Source organism: Pseudomonas sp. (assembly GCF_030698175.1).
Lineage (GTDB): Bacteria > Pseudomonadota > Gammaproteobacteria > Pseudomonadales > Pseudomonadaceae > Aquipseudomonas.
Window position 1 is genome coordinate 121,365 of sequence record NZ_JAUYNT010000025.1, and the last position, 17,396, is coordinate 138,760.

Consider the following 17,396-nt stretch of genomic DNA (forward strand, 5'->3'; position numbering starts at 1 on the left):
GAGGACGCGGAGTTTACGAGTTGTAAATGAGCAGTCCGAGCCTGTTTTTAACACCGCATAACCGAGCGCAGTAGTTTTCACACAGTCTGACAAGCGGGTGCATTAAATGCCGCGGGTAACCCGCTGCGGCACCATAAAAACAATCGAGAGGGTATCGCCCGATGACCGCTAGTACTCCCATGCTGATCACCTTTGTGGTGTACATCTCAGCCATGGTGCTGATTGGCTTGTTTGCCTATATGCGCACCAAAAACCTGTCTGACTACATTCTCGGCGGCCGCAGTCTCGGCAGCTTCGTCACCGCGCTGTCGGCTGGCGCCTCGGACATGAGCGGCTGGCTGCTGATGGGCTTGCCGGGCGCGGTGTACCTGTCCGGCCTGTCGGAAAGCTGGATCGCCATCGGCCTGATTGTCGGCGCCTACCTCAACTGGCTGTTTGTCGCCGGTCGCCTGCGGGTGCAGACCGAGCACAACGGCAATGCCCTGACCTTGCCGGACTACTTCACCAACCGCTTTGAGGACAACAGCAAAGTGCTGCGAATCTTCTCGGCCTTGGTGATTTTAGTGTTCTTCACCATCTACTGTGCCTCTGGTGTAGTGGCGGGTGCGCGGCTGTTTGAAAGCACCTTCGGCCTGTCCTACAGCACCGCCTTGTGGGCCGGTGCGGCGGCAACCATCGCCTACACCTTTGTCGGTGGTTTTCTGGCCGTCAGCTGGACTGACACCGTGCAGGCCAGCCTGATGATCTTCGCGCTGATCCTCACACCAATCGTGGTAATGCTGGCCACCGGCGGCGTGGATGCCAGCTTCCTGGCAATCGAGACGGCGGATGCCAGCAACTTCGACATGCTCAAGGGCGCCAGCTTCGTTGGGGTAATCTCGCTGATGGCCTGGGGCCTGGGCTACTTCGGTCAGCCGCATATCCTGGCGCGTTTTATGGCCGTGGACTCGGTGAAGTCGATCCCCAAAGCCCGGCGCATCGGTATGACCTGGATGATCCTTTGTCTGGGTGGCGCGGTGGCGGCGGGTTTCTTCGGCATCGCCTACTTTGCCGCGCACCCGGAAGTCGGTGGCGCCGTGGCAGAAAACCCGGAGCGGGTGTTTATCGAACTGGCCAAGATCCTGTTCAACCCTTGGGTCGCCGGTGTGTTGTTGTCGGCCATTTTGGCGGCGGTGATGAGCACCCTGAGCTGTCAGTTGCTGGTCTGCTCCAGCGCCCTGACCGAAGACTTCTACAAGTCCTTCCTGCGCAAGAACGCCAGCCAGCTCGAACTGGTCTGGGTCGGCCGTGGCATGGTGTTGTTGGTGGCCTTGGTCGCCATCTGGCTGGCGTCCGACCCGGAAAACCGCGTGCTCGGTCTGGTGTCCTACGCCTGGGCCGGTTTCGGCGCGGCCTTCGGTCCGGTGGTGATCTTCTCCCTGCTGTGGAAGAACATGACCCGCAACGGCGCCCTGGCCGGCATGTTGCTCGGCGCGCTGACGGTGATTCTGTGGAAGAACTTCTTCGCCTGGACCGGCCTGTACGAAATCATTCCGGGCTTTATTCTCGCTAGCCTCGGCATCCTGATCTTCAGCCGCATCGGCGCCGGCCCATCCGCCGCCATGCATAAGCGCTATGCCGAAGCTGAGTTGGAATATCAGCAAGCGCAAAGCTAAAACTTAGGCCGCTGACCACGGGGTCGTCTTGCTATAAGCAAGGCGGCCCCGTTTTGTTTGTGTCGTGCAATAAGACCTTATATTGCGCTGAAGCAGCCATGGCTCAGGCTAAAAGATCTTATGGTGAGCTGGCTTCGTGCGTGAACTTATGGTCTGGGGCGACTAACCTGCCTGTGGGGACTCTTTGCCACACATCCACCGTCGGTCATTTTCATCCGCCAGGTAATTGCTATGTCTGAACGCTGGTTGCTGCTGCGCAATATCGCTTTGGTCTGTGGGCTGCTGTGCAGCCGTGGGGCCTGGGCGGTCGAGGTACAGATCCAGATGCAGGACCTGCAGGGGCAGCCGCTGGCCGATGCGGTGGTTACTTTGCAGGGGCCGTTGGGGGTGGCCATAAGCCCGGCGCCGGCGGTGATGGATCAGGTGCAGAAACAATTTCTGCCCAGAGTCCTGGCGGTGCGCAGCGGCACCCGGGTGAGTTTTCCGAACCGCGACGACATTCGTCATCAGGTGTATTCCTTCTCGCCGGCCAAGCGTTTTGAACTGCGCCTGTACAAGGGCACGCCGTCCGAGCCGGTGCTGTTCGACAAGCCGGGGCTGGTGGTGCTCGGCTGCAATATCCACGACTGGATGCTCGGTTATATCTACGTCACAGACGACCCCTGGTTTGCGGTCAGTGATGCCACCGGTCAGCTCGACTTCAAGCAGTTGCCGCCCGGTCATTACCGCGTGACGGTGTGGCACCCGCAGCTGGCCGATGGATTGGCGCAAAGCAGTGCCGATATCGAGGTGCCAGCTGCTGGGCTGCAACTCAAGTTGCCGCTGGCCGTGACTGCCGCGTCCGGCCCCGCCAGCGTGACACCGGCCGCCCCGACGGGCTTTTCTGAAGCGTTCAAAAAGGCCGCCAATGAAGATCAGCCATAGCTTTCAAACCCGCATTGCCACGGTGCTGATCCTGCTGCTGTTGGTGGTGGTCGGGGCGCTGTACTTTGCCGTGCAGGTGGCCACCGCGGCGGCGGTCAAACAGCAGGCCGTGGCCCAGTTAGGGGTGGGTGTGCGGGTCTTTGAGCGGCTGCTGGATAACCGTGGGCGGCAGCTGCGCGATGCCTTGCAGGTGTTGTCGGCGGATTTTGGTTTCAAGGATGCGGTGGCCAGTAATGACGCCGCCACTATTCGCTCGGTGCTGGCCAACCATGGCGCGCGCATCAGTGCCAGCGAAGTGCTGTTGTTGGGCCTGGATGGTCAGGTGCTGGCTTCCAGTGTCGACAGCTTCGCCGCCGGCAGTCCGTTCCGTTACAGCCAGCAGTTGCTGCAGGCGCGGCAGTTGGGGCAGTCGAAGCTGATTGTGGCCCTGAACGGTGAGGCTCATCTGTTGGTGGAGGCTCCCGTGCTGGCGCCGTTGCCGATTGCCCGGGTGGTGATGGGTTTTCGCATGGATCAGGCATTCGCCCGTGAGCTGCGTGAACTGACCAATCTGGAGGTGTCCTTTGTCGCCTTCGATCAGGGCCGCCAGGGGCCGTTGGTCAGCACCCTGAACGCCGAGCAGGGCGCCGACATGTTGGCGCTGAACCCTTCGCCCACGCCGGCGCACCTGAGCGATCTGGATTTTGCCGGCCAGCATTACCTGACCGAGCAGTTGTCCTTGGCACAGGCCGCGGACTATCAAGTACAGGCGTTTTTGCACAGTTCGCTGGACCGGGCGATGGGCGCCTTTGCGAGCCTAGACCGAAACATTTTTCTGATCGCCCTCGCGGCCCTATTTGCCTCTTTGGTCGGCGCCTTGCTGCTGGCGCGCAGCGTGTCGCAGCCGGTGCGTGAGCTGGCGCGGGTGGCCGAACGGGTCGGCCGTGGTGATTACCTGACGCCACCGGCCTTACAGCGCCGCGATGAACTGGGGGTGTTGGCCCAGGCGATCACCCTGATGCAGGCCGGGATCGCCGAGCGCGAGCGCCAGCTGGCACACAACGCCCTGCATGACGGCCTCACCGGGTTGCCCAATCGCACCCTGTTGCTGGAGCGCCTCGGCAGCGCCATCGCCGCCGGCCGGCCGGTGGCGTTGCTGTATCTGGGCATTGGCAATTTTCGCAGCGTTAACGAGAACTACGGTTCGGCTACCGGTGACCAGGTATTGCAGCAACTTAGCCAGCGTCTGCAGGCCAGTTTGCGCCCCGGTGATAGCCTGGCGCGACTGCTGGCTGACGAGTTTTTGTTGTTGCTGGAGCAGGCCGACAGCGACAGCGCGGTAGCCATTGCCGACCGCTTGCAGCAACTGCTGGTACAACCGCTGCGGATCGTCAATGTCGAGATGCAGCTGGACTGCCGAATCGGTATTGCCGCCTATCCGCTGGACGCCGAAACCGCCGAAGAGCTGGTCCGTCGCGCCGGCATTGCCATGCACGATGCCGCCCAGCAGCCGGGGCATTTGCAGGTCTATCAGCAGGGCCGCGATGATGCTCATCAGCGGCAGATCAACCTGATTCGCGACCTGCGCCGCGCGCCGGCGAATGCCGAGCTGCAACTGCATTACCAACCCAAGTTGAGCCTGACCAGCGGCCGGGTGGAGCAGGCCGAGGCCTTGTTGCGTTGGCAGCATCCCACCTACGGCACGGTCTCGCCGGCTGAGTTCATTCCCTTGGCCGAGCGTACCGGCAGTATCCAGCTGCTCACGGCCTGGGTGATGGGCGAGGCGTTACGCCAGCTGCGGGAGTGGGCCACTGCGGGCCTCTATCTGCAGCTGTCGGTGAATGTCTCGGCGGATGACCTGCATGACCAGCAGCTGGCCGATAAAGTCAGCCGCCTGCTGGCGCAGTATCAGGTACCGGCCACTCAACTGATTTTTGAAATCACCGAAAGTGCGGTGATGCAAAACCCAGAGCAGGCGCTGCTGATCTTGCAGCAACTGCGGGCTCTGGGCATCAGCCTGTCGGTGGATGATTTTGGCACCGGTTATTCGTCCTTGTCGCAGCTCAAGCGCATGCCGGTGCAGGAGCTGAAGATCGATCAGTCATTTATCCGCGATCTGGATGAAACCAGCGAAGACGCGGTGATCGTTCGCTCCACCATTCAGATGAGCCACAGCCTGGGCCTCAAGGTGGTGGCCGAGGGCGTCGAATACGAGCGCAGCCTGCGCCTGCTGGAGCGCTGGGGCTGTGATACCGCGCAAGGTTATCTGATCAGCCGGCCACTGCCGGCGCAAGCCTTTGCGGCCTGGCTGGAGCAACCGCTCAAGCCGATGTTGTTGCGCGAGGCATAAGCCGATGCGAGCTGCACTGCTGGCTATTTTACTCTGTGGCCTGCCGGCCCTGACGCTGGCCGATAACGGCCGCTTACTGGCCACCGGCGGTGCCAGCAGCCTGGAAGGTGCCGCCGGTGGCGGGATTACCCCCTGGGCAGTGCTGGCCGGTTATGGCGAAGCCGGAGAGTGGGGCGCCACAGCTTTTGCCACTCGGGTCAACAGCCAGGATTATCACCTGGATGTAAGCGGCGCCGCGCTGGCCTGGGACAATCGTGTGGAGCTGTCTTTCGCCCGGCAGCGCCTGGATATCAGCAGCTTGAACCTGCCTGATAGCAGCCTCAATCAGGATATTTTCGGGCTCAAGCTGCGGCTGTTCGGCGACCTGTTGTATGACCAGCTGCCGCAGGTTTCCCTCGGTGTGCAGCATAAGCAGCAACAGAACTTTCTGATCCTCGAACTGGTCGGCGCCCGCCGCGACGCAGACACCGAGGGCTATGTGCAAGCCAGTCGATTGTTGCTTGGCGGCGCCTTTGGCTACAACCTGATGGTCAATGGCGGGCTGCGTTACAGCCGGGCCAATCAGCTGGGCTTGCTAGGCTTTGGTGGCGATGCCAACGATCGGCGTGAAGTGCTGGCGGAAGGCTCGTTGGCGGTGCTGTTCAACCCGCGCTGGATGCTGGGCGTGGAGTACCGGCAGAAACCGGACAACCTGTCGTTTGCCAAGGAGAATGACTGGTCCGACCTGTTTGTCGGCTACTTCCCCAGCAAGCATCTGGCGCTGGTGCTGGCTTGGACGCAGCTGGGCGATATCGCCGGACAGAGCAACCAGAATGGCCCGTATTTATCCGTACAGGGGAGTTTTTAAGCATGCGTGTCTGGCTGTTGATCGGCCTGTTGCTCAGCGCCTGCGCGCAAACGCCGCAGCGCCCGGACAGCCTCTATCAAGCCTTGGGCGAGCAGGCCGGGCTGACGCGGATTGTCGAAGGCATGTTGCTGAATATCGCCAAGGACCCGCGCATCGTCGGTCATTTTGCCAACGTCGATATCACCCTGTTGCGTGACAAGCTGGTGCAGCAGTTCTGCGTCGAAACCGGCGGCCCCTGCCAGCCCAGTGGCGACAGCATGGAGGAGGTGCACAAGGGCCTGCACCTGACCCGCAGCGACTTCAATGCCCTGCTGGAAGACCTGATTGCCGCCATGGAGGCCCAGGGCGTGCCGGTGCCGACCCAGAACCGCCTGCTGGCGCGCCTGGCGCCGATGCGTGGGCAGATTATCGAGCGTTGAGGGTGCAGTGACATTCCCTGAGTGGAGTTCAATCGGCTGGGTTAGGCCACGCCCGCTCCCGGCGGGCTTGCGGCATTCACCCCATCCATGGGGATTGCGCGAACCATGGCCTGCCAACAACGCAAAACCCGACCGCGCCGTAACCCACCATGGCGCTCGACCGGCAAACCGCATGGTGGGTTACGCGGCGCCCGGCTTGCGCGGTGATGCAAACAACCACCGTCCGCGCCGCTAACCCACCCTACGAATTACCGCGTACCAGGCATCGCCTAACCGCCCCGCACGCTTCAACACACAACTGGTACATAGCCTTTTTTTGGCGCGGCACTAGTTACCTGCTGCAAAGGGTCTGACCTTTCGAGGGGTTAGCCTTGATACTTGTGCTGCCTGCACCGGCCAATCGCGGATAAATCCGCTCCTACGGGGTTAGCCGGCCGATGAAATTGTTGTGGGTGCCGAGCTTGTGTAGGAGCGGATTCATCCGCGAAGCGAGCGCGAGCACACTGGCAATCCTGCAGGGCCACAACCGCTCTTTGTCCCACCTTCATCTGGGTCACAAACCAGAGACTACGAGACTTGCGCAGGCTACAGCTTTTGTAGGAGGGACTTTAGCCGCGATGGCTGTGCGTTGGTCGCGGCTAAAGCCCCTCCTACGAAGTGTGTGGCATCCAACAGGTAACTGGTACAGAGCCTTTTTTTTGCGCTGAACCTGTAGGTCGATTTTGTGGTGGGCTTTAGTCCACCAGCGCCGGGTAAGAGCCTTGGTGGGCTAAAGCCCACAAAAAAAGCTGCGTGCAACACGTAACTGGTACATAGCCAAAAAAAAGCCCCACGGCAAGGAGCAAGAGCCGTGGGGCGATAGTGGTCGCAAGAATTCGACCCAGTAGGAGTTGCTTTAACTCTGCAGTTGCCAGCCACCGCCGAGGGCTTTGTAGATGGCGACTATGCCGCGGTACAGCTCGACTTCGGCCTGGGCTTGGGCGTCTTCGGCGGCCAGGCGCTCACGTTCGGCGTCCAGCAGCACCAGGAAATCCACCGTGCCTTCGCGATAGCGCACTGCGGCTTGTTCGGCTGCCGCGCGGCTGGCGTCGGACTGGCGCACCAGGGCCAACAAGCGTTGCTGGCGTTTGGCGTAATCGTTGAAGGCGTTCTCGGCTTCTTCCAGCGCCAGCAGCACTTGCTGCTCGTAACTGGCCAGGGCGCCATCGGCGTTGGCATCGGCGGCTCGCAGGCGGGCTCGCACGCTGCCCAAGTCCAGCGCCGGCCAACTGATGCTCGGCGCTACCGCCCAGGCCCGCGCGGCGGAGGAACCGAGCTGCGAACCACGGCCGGCGGTGAAGCCGAGAAAGCCGCTCAAGCTCACCCGTGGGAACAGGTCGGCGGTGGCCACCCCAACATTGGCGGTGGCGGCGGCCAGCTGACGTTCCGCCGCCTGAATATCCGGGCGGCGACGCAGCAACTCGCTCGGCTCGCCAATCGGCAAGGCCTTGGCAATCACTGGCAGCGGCCGGGGCGACAGATCCACCGTCAACTGCTCAGGCCGCTGGCCGAGCAGGGTGGCGATGCGGGTTCGGGCACGGGCCGCCTCGGCTTGCAGTTGCGGCAGGGTCGCGTCGGTGGCGGCCAGGCGGGCATCGGCGCGCAACACGTCGAGCTGACTGCCGACTCCTGCATCCCGCAGCTGTACGGTCAGGTCGCGGGACTGCTGTTGGTTGTGCAGGTTGCTGCGGGCGATCTGCTCGCGCAGTTGGGCGCCGCGCAAGTTACCGTAGGCATCGACCAGTTCGGCCAGCAGGCTGACTTGCAGCTGGTTCAGCTCGGCTTCCAGCACCTCGGCCTCGGCGTCGCTGGCGTCCAGCTGATGCTGAATGCGGCCGAACAAATCCAGCTCCCAGAGCATGTCCAGGCCCAGGTCATAGCGTTCGGTGCTGGTGCGCTGCTCGGTCTGGCCGGGCAACTGGCCTTTACCACCCTCGGCGCTGGCGCGGCTGGTGATAGTCGGCAGCTGTTTGAAGGCCACCTCATCACGCAGGGCGCGGGCCGCCCGCACCCGTGCATAAGCGACGCGCAGGTCGCGGTTTTCCGCCAGGGCTTTAACGACCAGCTGGTTAAGGGTCGGGTCGTCGAACTGCTGCCACCAGAGCGATTCGAAGTGGCTGCGGTCATAGGCAGCGACCGTGGCGCTGGCGACCGTCGCAGGCGCCGTGACCGGGCTTTGATAGTTTGGGCCGACGCTGCAAGCGCTCAGCGCCAAGGCCAATAGAGCCGGACTAAAGTGCTTCATGGCTGCACCTCAGCTTCAGCCTGGGCTTGCTGTTTGGCTTGCCGAGCCTCGACAAAACCGCGAATCAGCACGTAGAACACCGGCGTCAGCAGCAGGCCGAAGAAGGTCACCCCGAGCATCCCGCTGAACACCGCCACGCCCATGGCATGGCGCATTTCCGCGCCGGCGCCGCTGGACAGCACCAAGGGCACCACGCCCATGATAAAGGCGAAACTGGTCATCAGAATCGGCCGCAGACGCAGGCGGCAAGCCTGCAGCACAGCGGCGAAGCGGTCCTGGCCTTGCTCCTGTTGCTCCTTGGCAAATTCGACTATCAGGATGGCGTTTTTGCAGGCCAGGCCCACCAGCACGATCAGGCCGATCTGGGTGAAGATGTTGTTGTCGCCCCCGGACAGAATCACCCCGGTAATCGCCGACAGCAGCGTCATGGGCACAATCAGAATCACCGCCAGCGGCAGGCTCCAGCTTTCGTACTGAGCGGCCAGCACCAAAAAGGCCAGCAGCACGCAGAGCGGGAACACCAGCATGGCGCTGTTGCCGGACAAAATCTTCTGGTAGGTCAGCTCGGTCCACTCGTAACTCATGCCGTTGGGCAGCTCGTCTTTGAGCAGTTTCTCCATCGCCGCCTCGGCTTGCCCGGAGCTGTAACCGGGAGCCGCCGCACCGTTGATTTCGGCGGTAATAAAGCCGTTGTAATGCATCACCCGATCCGGGCCGGCACTGTCAGAGACCTTGACGAAAGTCGACAAGGGCACCATTTCGCCACTGTTGTTGCGCACCTTGAGTTGGCCGATTTGCTCGGGCTCCAGGCGGAACTGCTGATCGGCCTGGACGTTGACCTGATAGGTGCGGCCGAAGCGGTTGAAGTCGTTGGCATACAGCGAGCCGAGGTACACCTGCAGGGTGTTGAAGATCTCGTCGATGGCCACGCCGTGGCTCTTGGCTTTGTCGCGGTCGATGTCGGCATCCACTTGCGGCACGTTGACCTGATAGCTGCTGAACAGCCCGGCCAGTTCCGGCACGTTGCGGCTCTTGGCGATCACGTTCTGCACCTGTTGATACAGCTCCTCATAACCCAGGCCGCCACGGTCTTCGACTTGCACGCGAAAGCCGCCGATGGTGCCCAGGCCTTGCACCGGCGGTGGCGGGAAGATGGCGATATAGGCGTCTTGGATTTCGGCGAACTGTGCATTCAAATCGGCGGCAATGGCGCTGGCGCTCATGGACGGATCGCTGCGCTGATCGAAGGGTTTCAGCGGGGTGAAGACGATGCCGCTGTTGGGGCTGTTGGTGAAGCCATTGATCGACAGGCCCGGGAAGGCCACGGTGTTTTCCACCCCCGGATGCTGGCCGGCGATGGCCGACATGCGTTGAATCACCGCCTCGGTGCGGTCCAGGCTGGCGGCGTCGGGCAGTTGGGCGAAGGCGACCAGATACTGCTTGTCCTGCGGTGGCACAAAGCCGGTTGGCGTGGTGCTAAAGCCCAGCACGGTCAGGCCGAGCAGGCCGGCATACACCAGCAGCGCCACGGCGCTGCCGCGCAACACACGTTTGACGCTGCGCACATAGCCTGAGCTGGCGCGCTCGAAGAAGCGGTTGAACGGGCGGAACAACCAACCACCGAACAAGCGGTCGAGCAGTTTGGAAAAACCATCCTTGGGCGCGTCGTGGCTTTTCAGCAGCACCGCGGCCAAGGCCGGCGACAGGGTCAGGGAGTTGAAGGCCGAGATCACCGTGGAGATGGCGATGGTCAGCGCGAACTGCTGATAAAACTGGCCGCTGAGGCCGGAGATAAAGGCGGTCGGCACGAACACCGCGCAGAGCACCAGGGCGGTGGCGACAATCGGCCCGGTGACCTCGCGCATGGCCTTCTGGGTGGCTTGCACCGGGCTCAGGCCCAGGCCGATATTACGCTCGACGTTCTCCACCACGACTATGGCGTCGTCCACCACAATGCCGATGGCCAGCACCAGGCCGAATAACGACAGGGCATTCAGCGAGAAGCCCAGCAGGTGCATGACCGCGAAGGTGCCGATCAAGGACACCGGCACCGCCACCAGCGGAATGATCGAGGCGCGCCAGGTCTGCAAGAACAAAATCACCACCAGCACCACCAGCACCAGGGCTTCCAGCAATGTGTGGACTACCGCCTCGATGGAGCCGCGAACGAAAATGGTCGGGTCGTAAACGATGGAATAGTCGACGCCTTCGGGGAAGCTCTGCTTGAGTTCGGCCATCCGTGCCCGTACCGCATCGGAAATCTCGATGGCGTTGGAACCTGGGCGTTGGAACACCGGCATGGCCACCGCCGGCTGGCCGTTGAGCAGCGAGCGCAGGGCGTATTGGCTGGAGCCCAACTCGATGCGGGCGATGTCTTTTAAGCGGGTGATCTGCCCGTCACTGCCAGCGCGGACGATGATGTTGGCAAACTCCTCCTCAGTCACCAAACGGCCCTGGGTGTTGATCGACAACTGAAAACTGTTGTCGGCCGCCGCCGGTGGCGCGCCCAGCGAACCGGCCGCGACCTGGCGGTTTTGCTCGCGAATGGCGCTGACCACATCTGAGGCGGTGAGGCCGCGCGAAGCCACCTTGTTGGGGTCGAGCCAGACCCGCAGCGAATAGTTGCCCAGGCCGAACAGCCCGACATCGCCAACGCCATTTAACTTGGCCAGTTCGTCCTTGATACTCAGGCTGGCGTAGTTGGACAGATAGAGCATGTCGTAACGGTTATCCGGCGAGGTCAGGTGCACCACCATGGTCAGGTCGGGGGAGGCTTTGTCGACGGTCACCCCAAGACGCTGCACCTCAATCGGCAGGGTCGGCATGGTGCGGGTCACGCGGTTCTGCACCTGCACCTGAGCGGTGTCGAGGTTGGTGCCCAGGGCGAAGGTAACGGTCAGGCTGAGCTTGCCGTCGGCGGTGGATTGCGACGACATATAGAGCATCTGCTCGACGCCGGTGATCGCCTGCTCCAAAGGCGCGGCGACGGTTTCACCGATGACCTTGGGGTTGGCGCCGGGGAAGGCCGCATGCACCACCACGGTCGGTGGCACCACTTCCGGGTATTCACTGATCGGCAGTTGAAACAGCGAGATGCCGCCGGCGATCAAGATGATCAGCGACAACACGGCGGCGAAAATCGGCCGCTGGATAAAAAATTGCGAGAAGTTCATCAAGGCATTCCTGGCTGGAAAGCGGGGCAGCCGCCACGGCGCGGTGATGCGGCGTGGGGGCTGATTGCAGAGATTGTTGTTAAGTTAGCTGGCTGAGTTAGCTGCGCGGCTTGCCGGGCGGGTTTTGCAGGGCCAGGCGCGGGGCGTTGTTGGCGGCCAGTTCGTCGCGTTCGCGGGCCAGGGCAGTCAGGGTGCTGGCATCGGCCATCTCGACCGCCTGGGGTTCTACCGGCATACCGGGGCGGGCATGTTGCAGGCCATTGACGACGATCTGCTCGCCAGCCTTGAGGCCGCTGCGCACGATGCGCAGCCCAGCCAGTTTCGGCCCCAGCTCCACCGCGCGGTAACTGACCTTGGCGTCGCCATCCAGTACCAGCACGAACTTCTTGCCCAGGTCGGTGCCGACCGCCAGGTCCTTGATCAGCACCGCATCGTAGGTGCCGCTGCCGACCAGTTTCAGCCGCGCATAGAGGCCCGGCGTGAAGCGCCCGTCCTGGTTGGCGAAGACGGCCCGGGCGCGGATGGTGCCGGTTTTCGGGTCCAGCTGATTGTCGACAAAGTCCATCCGACCCCGATGCGGGTAACCCTCTTCGTCGGCCAGGCCGAGGTACACCGGGCTGCTGTCGCCCCGTGCACCCTGGCGGGCCAACTCGGTGTATTTGAGGAACACCCGCTCATCGGCATCGAAGTAGGCATACAGCTGCTCGGTGGACACCAGAGTGGTCAGCAGGCTGTCGCCGGCATTCACCAGGTTGCCGGCGGTAATCAGCGCACGGCTGACGCGGCCATCGATGGGCGCGCGCACCTGGGTGAAGCTCAGGTTCAGCCGCGCCGCTTGCAGCTGCGCCTGGGCGGCAGCGAGCATGGCTTTGGCTTCCAGTTCGGCGCTGCTGCGGGCATCGGCCAGCTCCGCCGAGATCGCATTGCTGGCCCGCAGCCGTTCGCCACGGCGCGCCTCATTATTGCTGCGCTGCAGGCTGGCACGGGTTTGCGCCACTAAGGCTTCGAGGTGATTGACCTCGGCCTCGAAGGGGCGCGGGTCGATCTGGAATAACAAATCGCCTTTTTTAACCAGCGCCCCTTCGTGGAAGGCCACCTGGTCGATATAGCCCGAGACCCGTGGCCGGATCTGCACCGATTCCGGCGCTTCGAGGCGGCCGGTCAGCTCGTCCCACTCGTTCACCGGTTGCTGCAGCACCTGGGCGACACTGACTTTTGGCGCGGGAGGCGCGGCGGCGGGAGCGCTTTTGCCGCAGGCGCTGAGCAGCAGCAAGGCGGCGAAGGTCAGGGCGTAGCGATAGTCGGCTGACTGTGGGTTGGATAATCCGTGCATGGTGCGCTCCAGCAGTTGGCAGTTTCTGATGCTGCGCAGTCTGCTGCTGGCCCAGGCGGGGGGCGAATCGAACGCCGTAAAGGTCACTATCAGTGAAAATGATGGGCAGCCGAGTTTCCTTGATACTGGCTGTGGCCGCTCTAGGTCAGGCTGTCTGGGTCGCCGACAAACATCTGGATGCGCGCCCGTAGCCAGCGTTCGGCGGGGTCGTTGTCTTGGGCGCCGCGCCAGGCCATCGACAGTTCATAGGTGTGGCTTGATATGGGTACGTCTTCGGCGCGTAAACCTCCGGCGGCGGTCAGGGCGGCGGCGGTGTAGTCCGGCACTATGGCCAGCAGATCGGTGCCGGCCAGCAGGGTGCCCAGGCCATTGAACTGCGGCACGGCCAGCACCACTTTGCGGGTGCGGCTGATTTTGGCCAGTTCGTCATCGATAAAACCATTCAGGTCGCCGGCGAACGACACCAGGGCATGGGGCCTGGCGCAAAAGTCATCCAGGCTCAGGCGACCGGGCACTGTGTCGGCGCGCAGCAGCTTGGCCTGGCTGCGCCGCAGGGTCTTGCGCTTGGCATTGGCGGGCAGCTCTTCGGTGTAACAGACGCCGACCGAGATTTCCCCGGAGGCCAGCAAGCTGGGAATCAACAGGTAGTTGGCGCGGCGCACCACCAGCACCACGTGCGGCGCCTCGGCGCGCAAGCGGCGCAGTAAATGCGGCAGCAGGGCGAACTCGACGTCATCGGACAAACCGATGCGAAACACCGTGGTGCTGGTGGCCGGATTGAACTCGGCGGCGCGGCTGATGGCGGTGGAGATCGAGTCCAGCGCCGGGGTTAGCAGGGCGAAGATTTCCAGCGCCCTTGGGGTCGGCTCCATGCTGCGCCCGGTACGCACGAACAGTGGATCATCAAATAACGCGCGCAAACGGGCCAAGGCGGCGCTGATCGCCGGCTGGCCGAGAAACAGTTTCTCGGCCGCGCGGGTGACGCTGCGTTCATGGATCAGGGTTTCGAAGACGATCAGTAAATTCAGATCGACCCGGCGCAAATCGTTGCGGTTCATGGAGATCCTTCTGCGAGACAGCTTGCTAGGCTGCCGACCGCCAAGGCGCGCGTCAAGCCAGGCTTATCCAAGTCGACGTATCATTGTGATTTATACGGACTATCGATGCGCGCGGGTGGTGTTGCCGGGCAAGCCTCGATAAAGTCCCAACCATACGCAATCAACCGAGTGAGGCTGGTGATGTCCCGTGTGATTCGCTTTCACCAATTTGGCGCCGCCGAGGTGCTGTGCTGCGAACAAGTGCCGACCCCAGAACCTGGGCCCGGTGAAGTGCTGGTGCGCGTGCAAGCGGTCGGGGTCAGTTGGAAAGACGTGCTCTGGCGGCAAAACCTGGCGCCCGAACAGGCGCAGTTACCGGCCGGTATCGGCTGGGAACTGGCCGGCGAAGTGCTCGCCGCCGGCGCCGATATGGCCGAGTTTGCCATCGGCAGCAAGGTCGCCAGCTTCCCGGCACACACCCCCAATAGGTATCCGACCTATGGCGATTTAGTGCTGATGCCGCGTGCGGCCTTGACCCTGTACCCGGATAACCTCAGTGCCATCGAAGCCAGCGTGCATTACACGCCGCTGCTGATCGCCTACTTCGCGCTGGTCAGTTTGGGCCGTTTAAAGCCTGGCCAGCATGTGCTGATCACCGAGGCCAGCCACTGCTTTGCGCCGCAAATCGTCCAGCTGGCCAAGGCCCTGGGCGCGCACGTGATTGTCTCGACCAGTTCGGCTGAACACCGGGAGTTTTTGCGCAGCCTGGGCGCCGATCAGGTGGTGGTCACCGAAGAGCAAGACCTGGTGCTGGCAATTGAAAAGTACACGCAAGGTAAAGGCGCCGAGATTGTTCTGGATGCCTGTGGCGGCCAGCAGATGAGCCTGCTGGGCGATCTGGCGGCAACCCGCGGCAAGCTGATTCTGTACGGCCTGAATGGCGGCAACGAGACGGCCTTCCCGGCCTGTGCCGCGTTCAAGAAACACCTGCAGTTCTATCGCCATTGTCTGTTGGACTTTACCGGTCACCCGGAAATGGGCATCGAGGCCGACCCGCAAGCGGTGCAACAAGCCTTGCAGGAAATCAATCGGCTGACCCGCGAGGGGCTGCTGAAGCCGCCGATTGACCGGGTGTTTGAGTTCGACCAGGTGGTGGCGGCGCACCAGTACATGGAAACCTGCCCGGCGCGCGGGCGGGTGGTGTTGCGGGTGGCGGATTAAGCACGGCGAACCGCGGGTTTAAGGCACCAGCGGCAATTCGCGCTTGTGTTGGCTGTTGTCGTAGGTGCGCACGATGATGGCGTAGGCCTCTGCGCCGACATCCTGGCCATGCAAGAAGGCGTCGATCTGCGCGTAGCTGACTCCGTGGGATTCTTCGTCGGGCTTGCCGGGGCGCAGCTCTTCCAGGTCCGCCGTCGGTACCTTGAACACCAGAGTCTCGGGCGCGCCTAGCTGCTGGGCTATGGCCCGCACTTGGCCTTTGACCAAACCGCTCAGCGGCGCCAGGTCGCAGGCGCCGTCACCGAACTTGGTAAAGAAGCCCATCACCGCCTCGGCGGCGTGGTCGGTGCCGATCACCAGGCCATTGTTGGCGTTGGCGATGGTGAACTGCGCCACCATGCGAATCCGCGCCTTGATATTACCCACCACAAAATCGCGGCGTGCGGCGCTCAACGACTCTAGGTCGCTGACGGCGCTGGTCATGCCGAGCACGCTGGCGGCGATATTCACCGTGTCTTCAAGATCGGCGTGGATGAACTGCAGGGAGGCCTGGGCGTCGTCCTCGTCGTGCTGAGTGTTATGGGGCAGGCGCACGGCGATAAAGCGGTAGTCCGCATCGCCGGTCTCGGCGCGTAACTCTTCGACGCTCAGTTGCGCCAGGCGTCCGGCAGTCAGCGAGTCGACCCCGCCGCTGATGCCCAGCACCAGCACTTTCAGCCCGGCATTACGCAGGCAGTTTTTGATAAAGCTTTTGCGGCGCTGGATTTCTGCCAGTACGGCGGCCTCGTCGGCGAAGGGCGGCACTACGCTCAGGGCAGCGGCGATTTCGGCTTGGCGATTGGTCATGGCGGAGTCCTCAGTTGGCGGCGTGGTCGAGAAATAGGACGGGCGGTGGATAATTGCCGGTGGTAGGCGCTAAAGCTTACGTTGAACTGCCGCATAACTGCTAGAACTGCGCCGGGCCTTTTCCGCCGTTGGCCACTGCTCTAAGCTGGCGGGCCGTTTGATCTGTTTATTTATCGACAAGGTTGGCCTGTGAACGCAAAAAATCCACTGCATGGGGTCACCCTCGAAGGGCTGCTGAAAGAATTGGTGGCGCATTACGGTTGGGAAGACTTGGGCCAGCGCATCGATATCCGCTGCTTCAATCACGACCCCAATATCAAATCGAGCCTGATCTTCTTGCGCAAAACCCCGTGGGCCCGGGATCGTGTCGAGGCGTTGTTTGTGCAGATGCGTAAAGCTCAGGCCAACAAGTCGCAATAGACCAGCCCGGCGCAGCAAGGGCGTTGCAGTAACAGCAAGGAGGTAGCATGCAGGTCGCAATATCCATGCAGGACCAGCTCGACACGGCAGAAGTGCTGGCGCTTTATCAGGCCAACGCTTGGTCGTCAGCCGAGAAGCCGAATGAGCTACTGGCGGCTTTGCGTAACTCGCACAGCCTGGTGACCGCGCGTATGGACGGCAAACTGGTCGGTTTGGGCAACGCTATTTCGGATGGCCATCTGGTGGTCTATTTCCCGCATATGCTGGTGCACCCGAGCGCGCAAGGCCAAGGCATCGGCCGGCAGATGATGGCCGCGCTGCTGCAGCGTTATGCAGGGTTTCATCAGCAAATGCTGACTGCCGATGGTCAGGCCATTGAGTTTTATCAGGCGCTGGGCTTTGTGCGCGCGGGGCAAACGGCGCCGATGTGGATCTACGCCGGCACCGAGCATTGATCCAGCAGCATTTATTTAGGCTATGTACCAGTTACGTGTTGCACACAGCTTTTGCATGGTGGGTTACGCTGCGCCCGGCTTGCGCGGTGATGCAAACAACCACCGTCCGCGCCGCTAACCCACCCTACGAATTACCGTGCTGCGCCTCAGCGTTGCTCGGCTGGTAGCTGTTGCAGCGCAGCGGCAAACAAGGCATGAGCGGTCAGATCCACCGGCCGATATTTGACCTGGCTACTGGCAGGATACTGGCCGAGGTAATTGTCGCCCCTGTGGTTGTGCGCCGGGCGGATCGGTCGTGGGGCAAAGCCGCCGCCACAGTTGGGGCAAACATTGCTCAGTAGCTCAACGCAGGTCGCGCAAAAGGTGCATTCGAAGGAGCAGATGCGCGCCTCCAGCGACTGGGCGGGCAGGGCGGTGTTGCAGTGCTCGCATGAGGGGCGAAGTTCCAGCATG

14 protein-coding genes are annotated in these 17,396 nt (G+C 62.4%); 8 read left to right on the plus strand and 6 right to left on the minus strand.

Annotated elements, in window-relative coordinates; translation table 11 throughout:
• The first annotated feature begins 161 nt into the window (after positions 1–161).
• The 5 genes from putP (at position 162) to Q8R10_RS13430 (ending at position 6,174) form a co-directional block, all read left to right on the plus strand.
• Positions 162–1,655 (plus strand): sodium/proline symporter PutP, encoded by a 1,494-nt coding sequence (gene putP, locus Q8R10_RS13410; RefSeq protein WP_305654332.1) that lies wholly within the window; start codon positions 162–164, stop codon positions 1,653–1,655.
• Between the two features lie 231 nt (positions 1,656–1,886).
• Positions 1,887–2,579 (plus strand): methylamine utilization protein, encoded by a 693-nt coding sequence (locus tag Q8R10_RS13415; protein WP_371133335.1) that lies wholly within the window; start codon positions 1,887–1,889, stop codon positions 2,577–2,579.
• Positions 2,563–4,908: a bifunctional diguanylate cyclase/phosphodiesterase gene (locus tag Q8R10_RS13420; protein WP_305654333.1), complete on the plus strand. Its 2,346-nt coding sequence runs from the start codon at positions 2,563–2,565 to the stop codon at positions 4,906–4,908. Before Q8R10_RS13415 ends, Q8R10_RS13420 begins: the two co-directional genes overlap by 17 nt.
• A gap of 4 nt (positions 4,909–4,912) precedes the next feature.
• On the plus strand, positions 4,913–5,755 hold the full coding sequence (locus Q8R10_RS13425) for a DUF3034 family protein (protein ID WP_305654334.1): 843 nt from the start codon (positions 4,913–4,915) through the stop codon (positions 5,753–5,755).
• Positions 5,756–5,757: 2 nt separating this feature from the next.
• Complete coding sequence (locus tag Q8R10_RS13430; protein ID WP_305654335.1) at positions 5,758–6,174, plus strand: group 1 truncated hemoglobin; 417 nt, start codon at positions 5,758–5,760, stop codon at positions 6,172–6,174.
• Positions 6,175–7,069: 895 nt separating this feature from the next.
• On the opposite strand, the gene Q8R10_RS13435 is transcribed toward Q8R10_RS13430, so the two are convergent.
• The 4 genes from Q8R10_RS13435 to Q8R10_RS13450 form a co-directional block, all read right to left on the minus strand.
• Positions 7,070–8,458, minus strand: a complete 1,389-nt coding sequence (locus tag Q8R10_RS13435) for an efflux transporter outer membrane subunit (protein WP_305654336.1) — start codon at positions 8,456–8,458, stop codon at positions 7,070–7,072.
• Entirely contained in the window at positions 8,455–11,631 is a 3,177-nt protein-coding gene (locus tag Q8R10_RS13440) for an efflux RND transporter permease subunit (RefSeq protein WP_305654337.1), read from the minus strand. The genes Q8R10_RS13435 and Q8R10_RS13440 overlap by 4 nt, the downstream gene beginning before the upstream one ends.
• 97 nt (positions 11,632–11,728) lie before the next feature.
• Entirely contained in the window at positions 11,729–12,964 is a 1,236-nt protein-coding gene (locus Q8R10_RS13445; RefSeq protein WP_305654338.1) for an efflux RND transporter periplasmic adaptor subunit, read from the minus strand.
• A 140-nt stretch (positions 12,965–13,104) separates the two neighbouring features.
• On the minus strand, positions 13,105–14,022 hold the full coding sequence (locus tag Q8R10_RS13450) for a LysR substrate-binding domain-containing protein (protein WP_305654339.1): 918 nt from the start codon (positions 14,020–14,022) through the stop codon (positions 13,105–13,107).
• Positions 14,023–14,202: 180 nt separating this feature from the next.
• On the opposite strand from Q8R10_RS13450, the gene Q8R10_RS13455 reads away from it, so the two are divergent.
• Positions 14,203–15,222 (plus strand): zinc-dependent alcohol dehydrogenase family protein, encoded by a 1,020-nt coding sequence (locus tag Q8R10_RS13455; protein WP_305654340.1) that lies wholly within the window; start codon positions 14,203–14,205, stop codon positions 15,220–15,222.
• Positions 15,223–15,240: 18 nt separating this feature from the next.
• Here Q8R10_RS13455 and nadE read toward each other — a convergent pair whose 3' ends face one another.
• Entirely contained in the window at positions 15,241–16,068 is an 828-nt protein-coding gene (gene nadE, locus Q8R10_RS13460; RefSeq protein WP_305654341.1) for an ammonia-dependent NAD(+) synthetase, read from the minus strand.
• Between the two features lie 189 nt (positions 16,069–16,257).
• Between nadE and Q8R10_RS13465 the strand changes: the two genes are divergently transcribed.
• Entirely contained in the window at positions 16,258–16,488 is a 231-nt protein-coding gene (locus Q8R10_RS13465) for a VF530 family protein (RefSeq protein ID WP_305654342.1), read from the plus strand.
• Between the two features lie 47 nt (positions 16,489–16,535).
• Positions 16,536–16,943: a GNAT family N-acetyltransferase gene (locus Q8R10_RS13470; protein WP_305654343.1), complete on the plus strand. Its 408-nt coding sequence runs from the start codon at positions 16,536–16,538 to the stop codon at positions 16,941–16,943.
• A gap of 146 nt (positions 16,944–17,089) precedes the next feature.
• On the opposite strand, the gene Q8R10_RS13475 is transcribed toward Q8R10_RS13470, so the two are convergent.
• Positions 17,090–17,395 carry a DUF1272 domain-containing protein gene (locus Q8R10_RS13475; protein ID WP_305654344.1) on the minus strand — a complete coding sequence of 102 codons (306 nt, stop codon included), beginning with the start codon at positions 17,393–17,395 and terminating at the stop codon, positions 17,090–17,092.
• Position 17,396 lies beyond the last annotated feature (1 nt).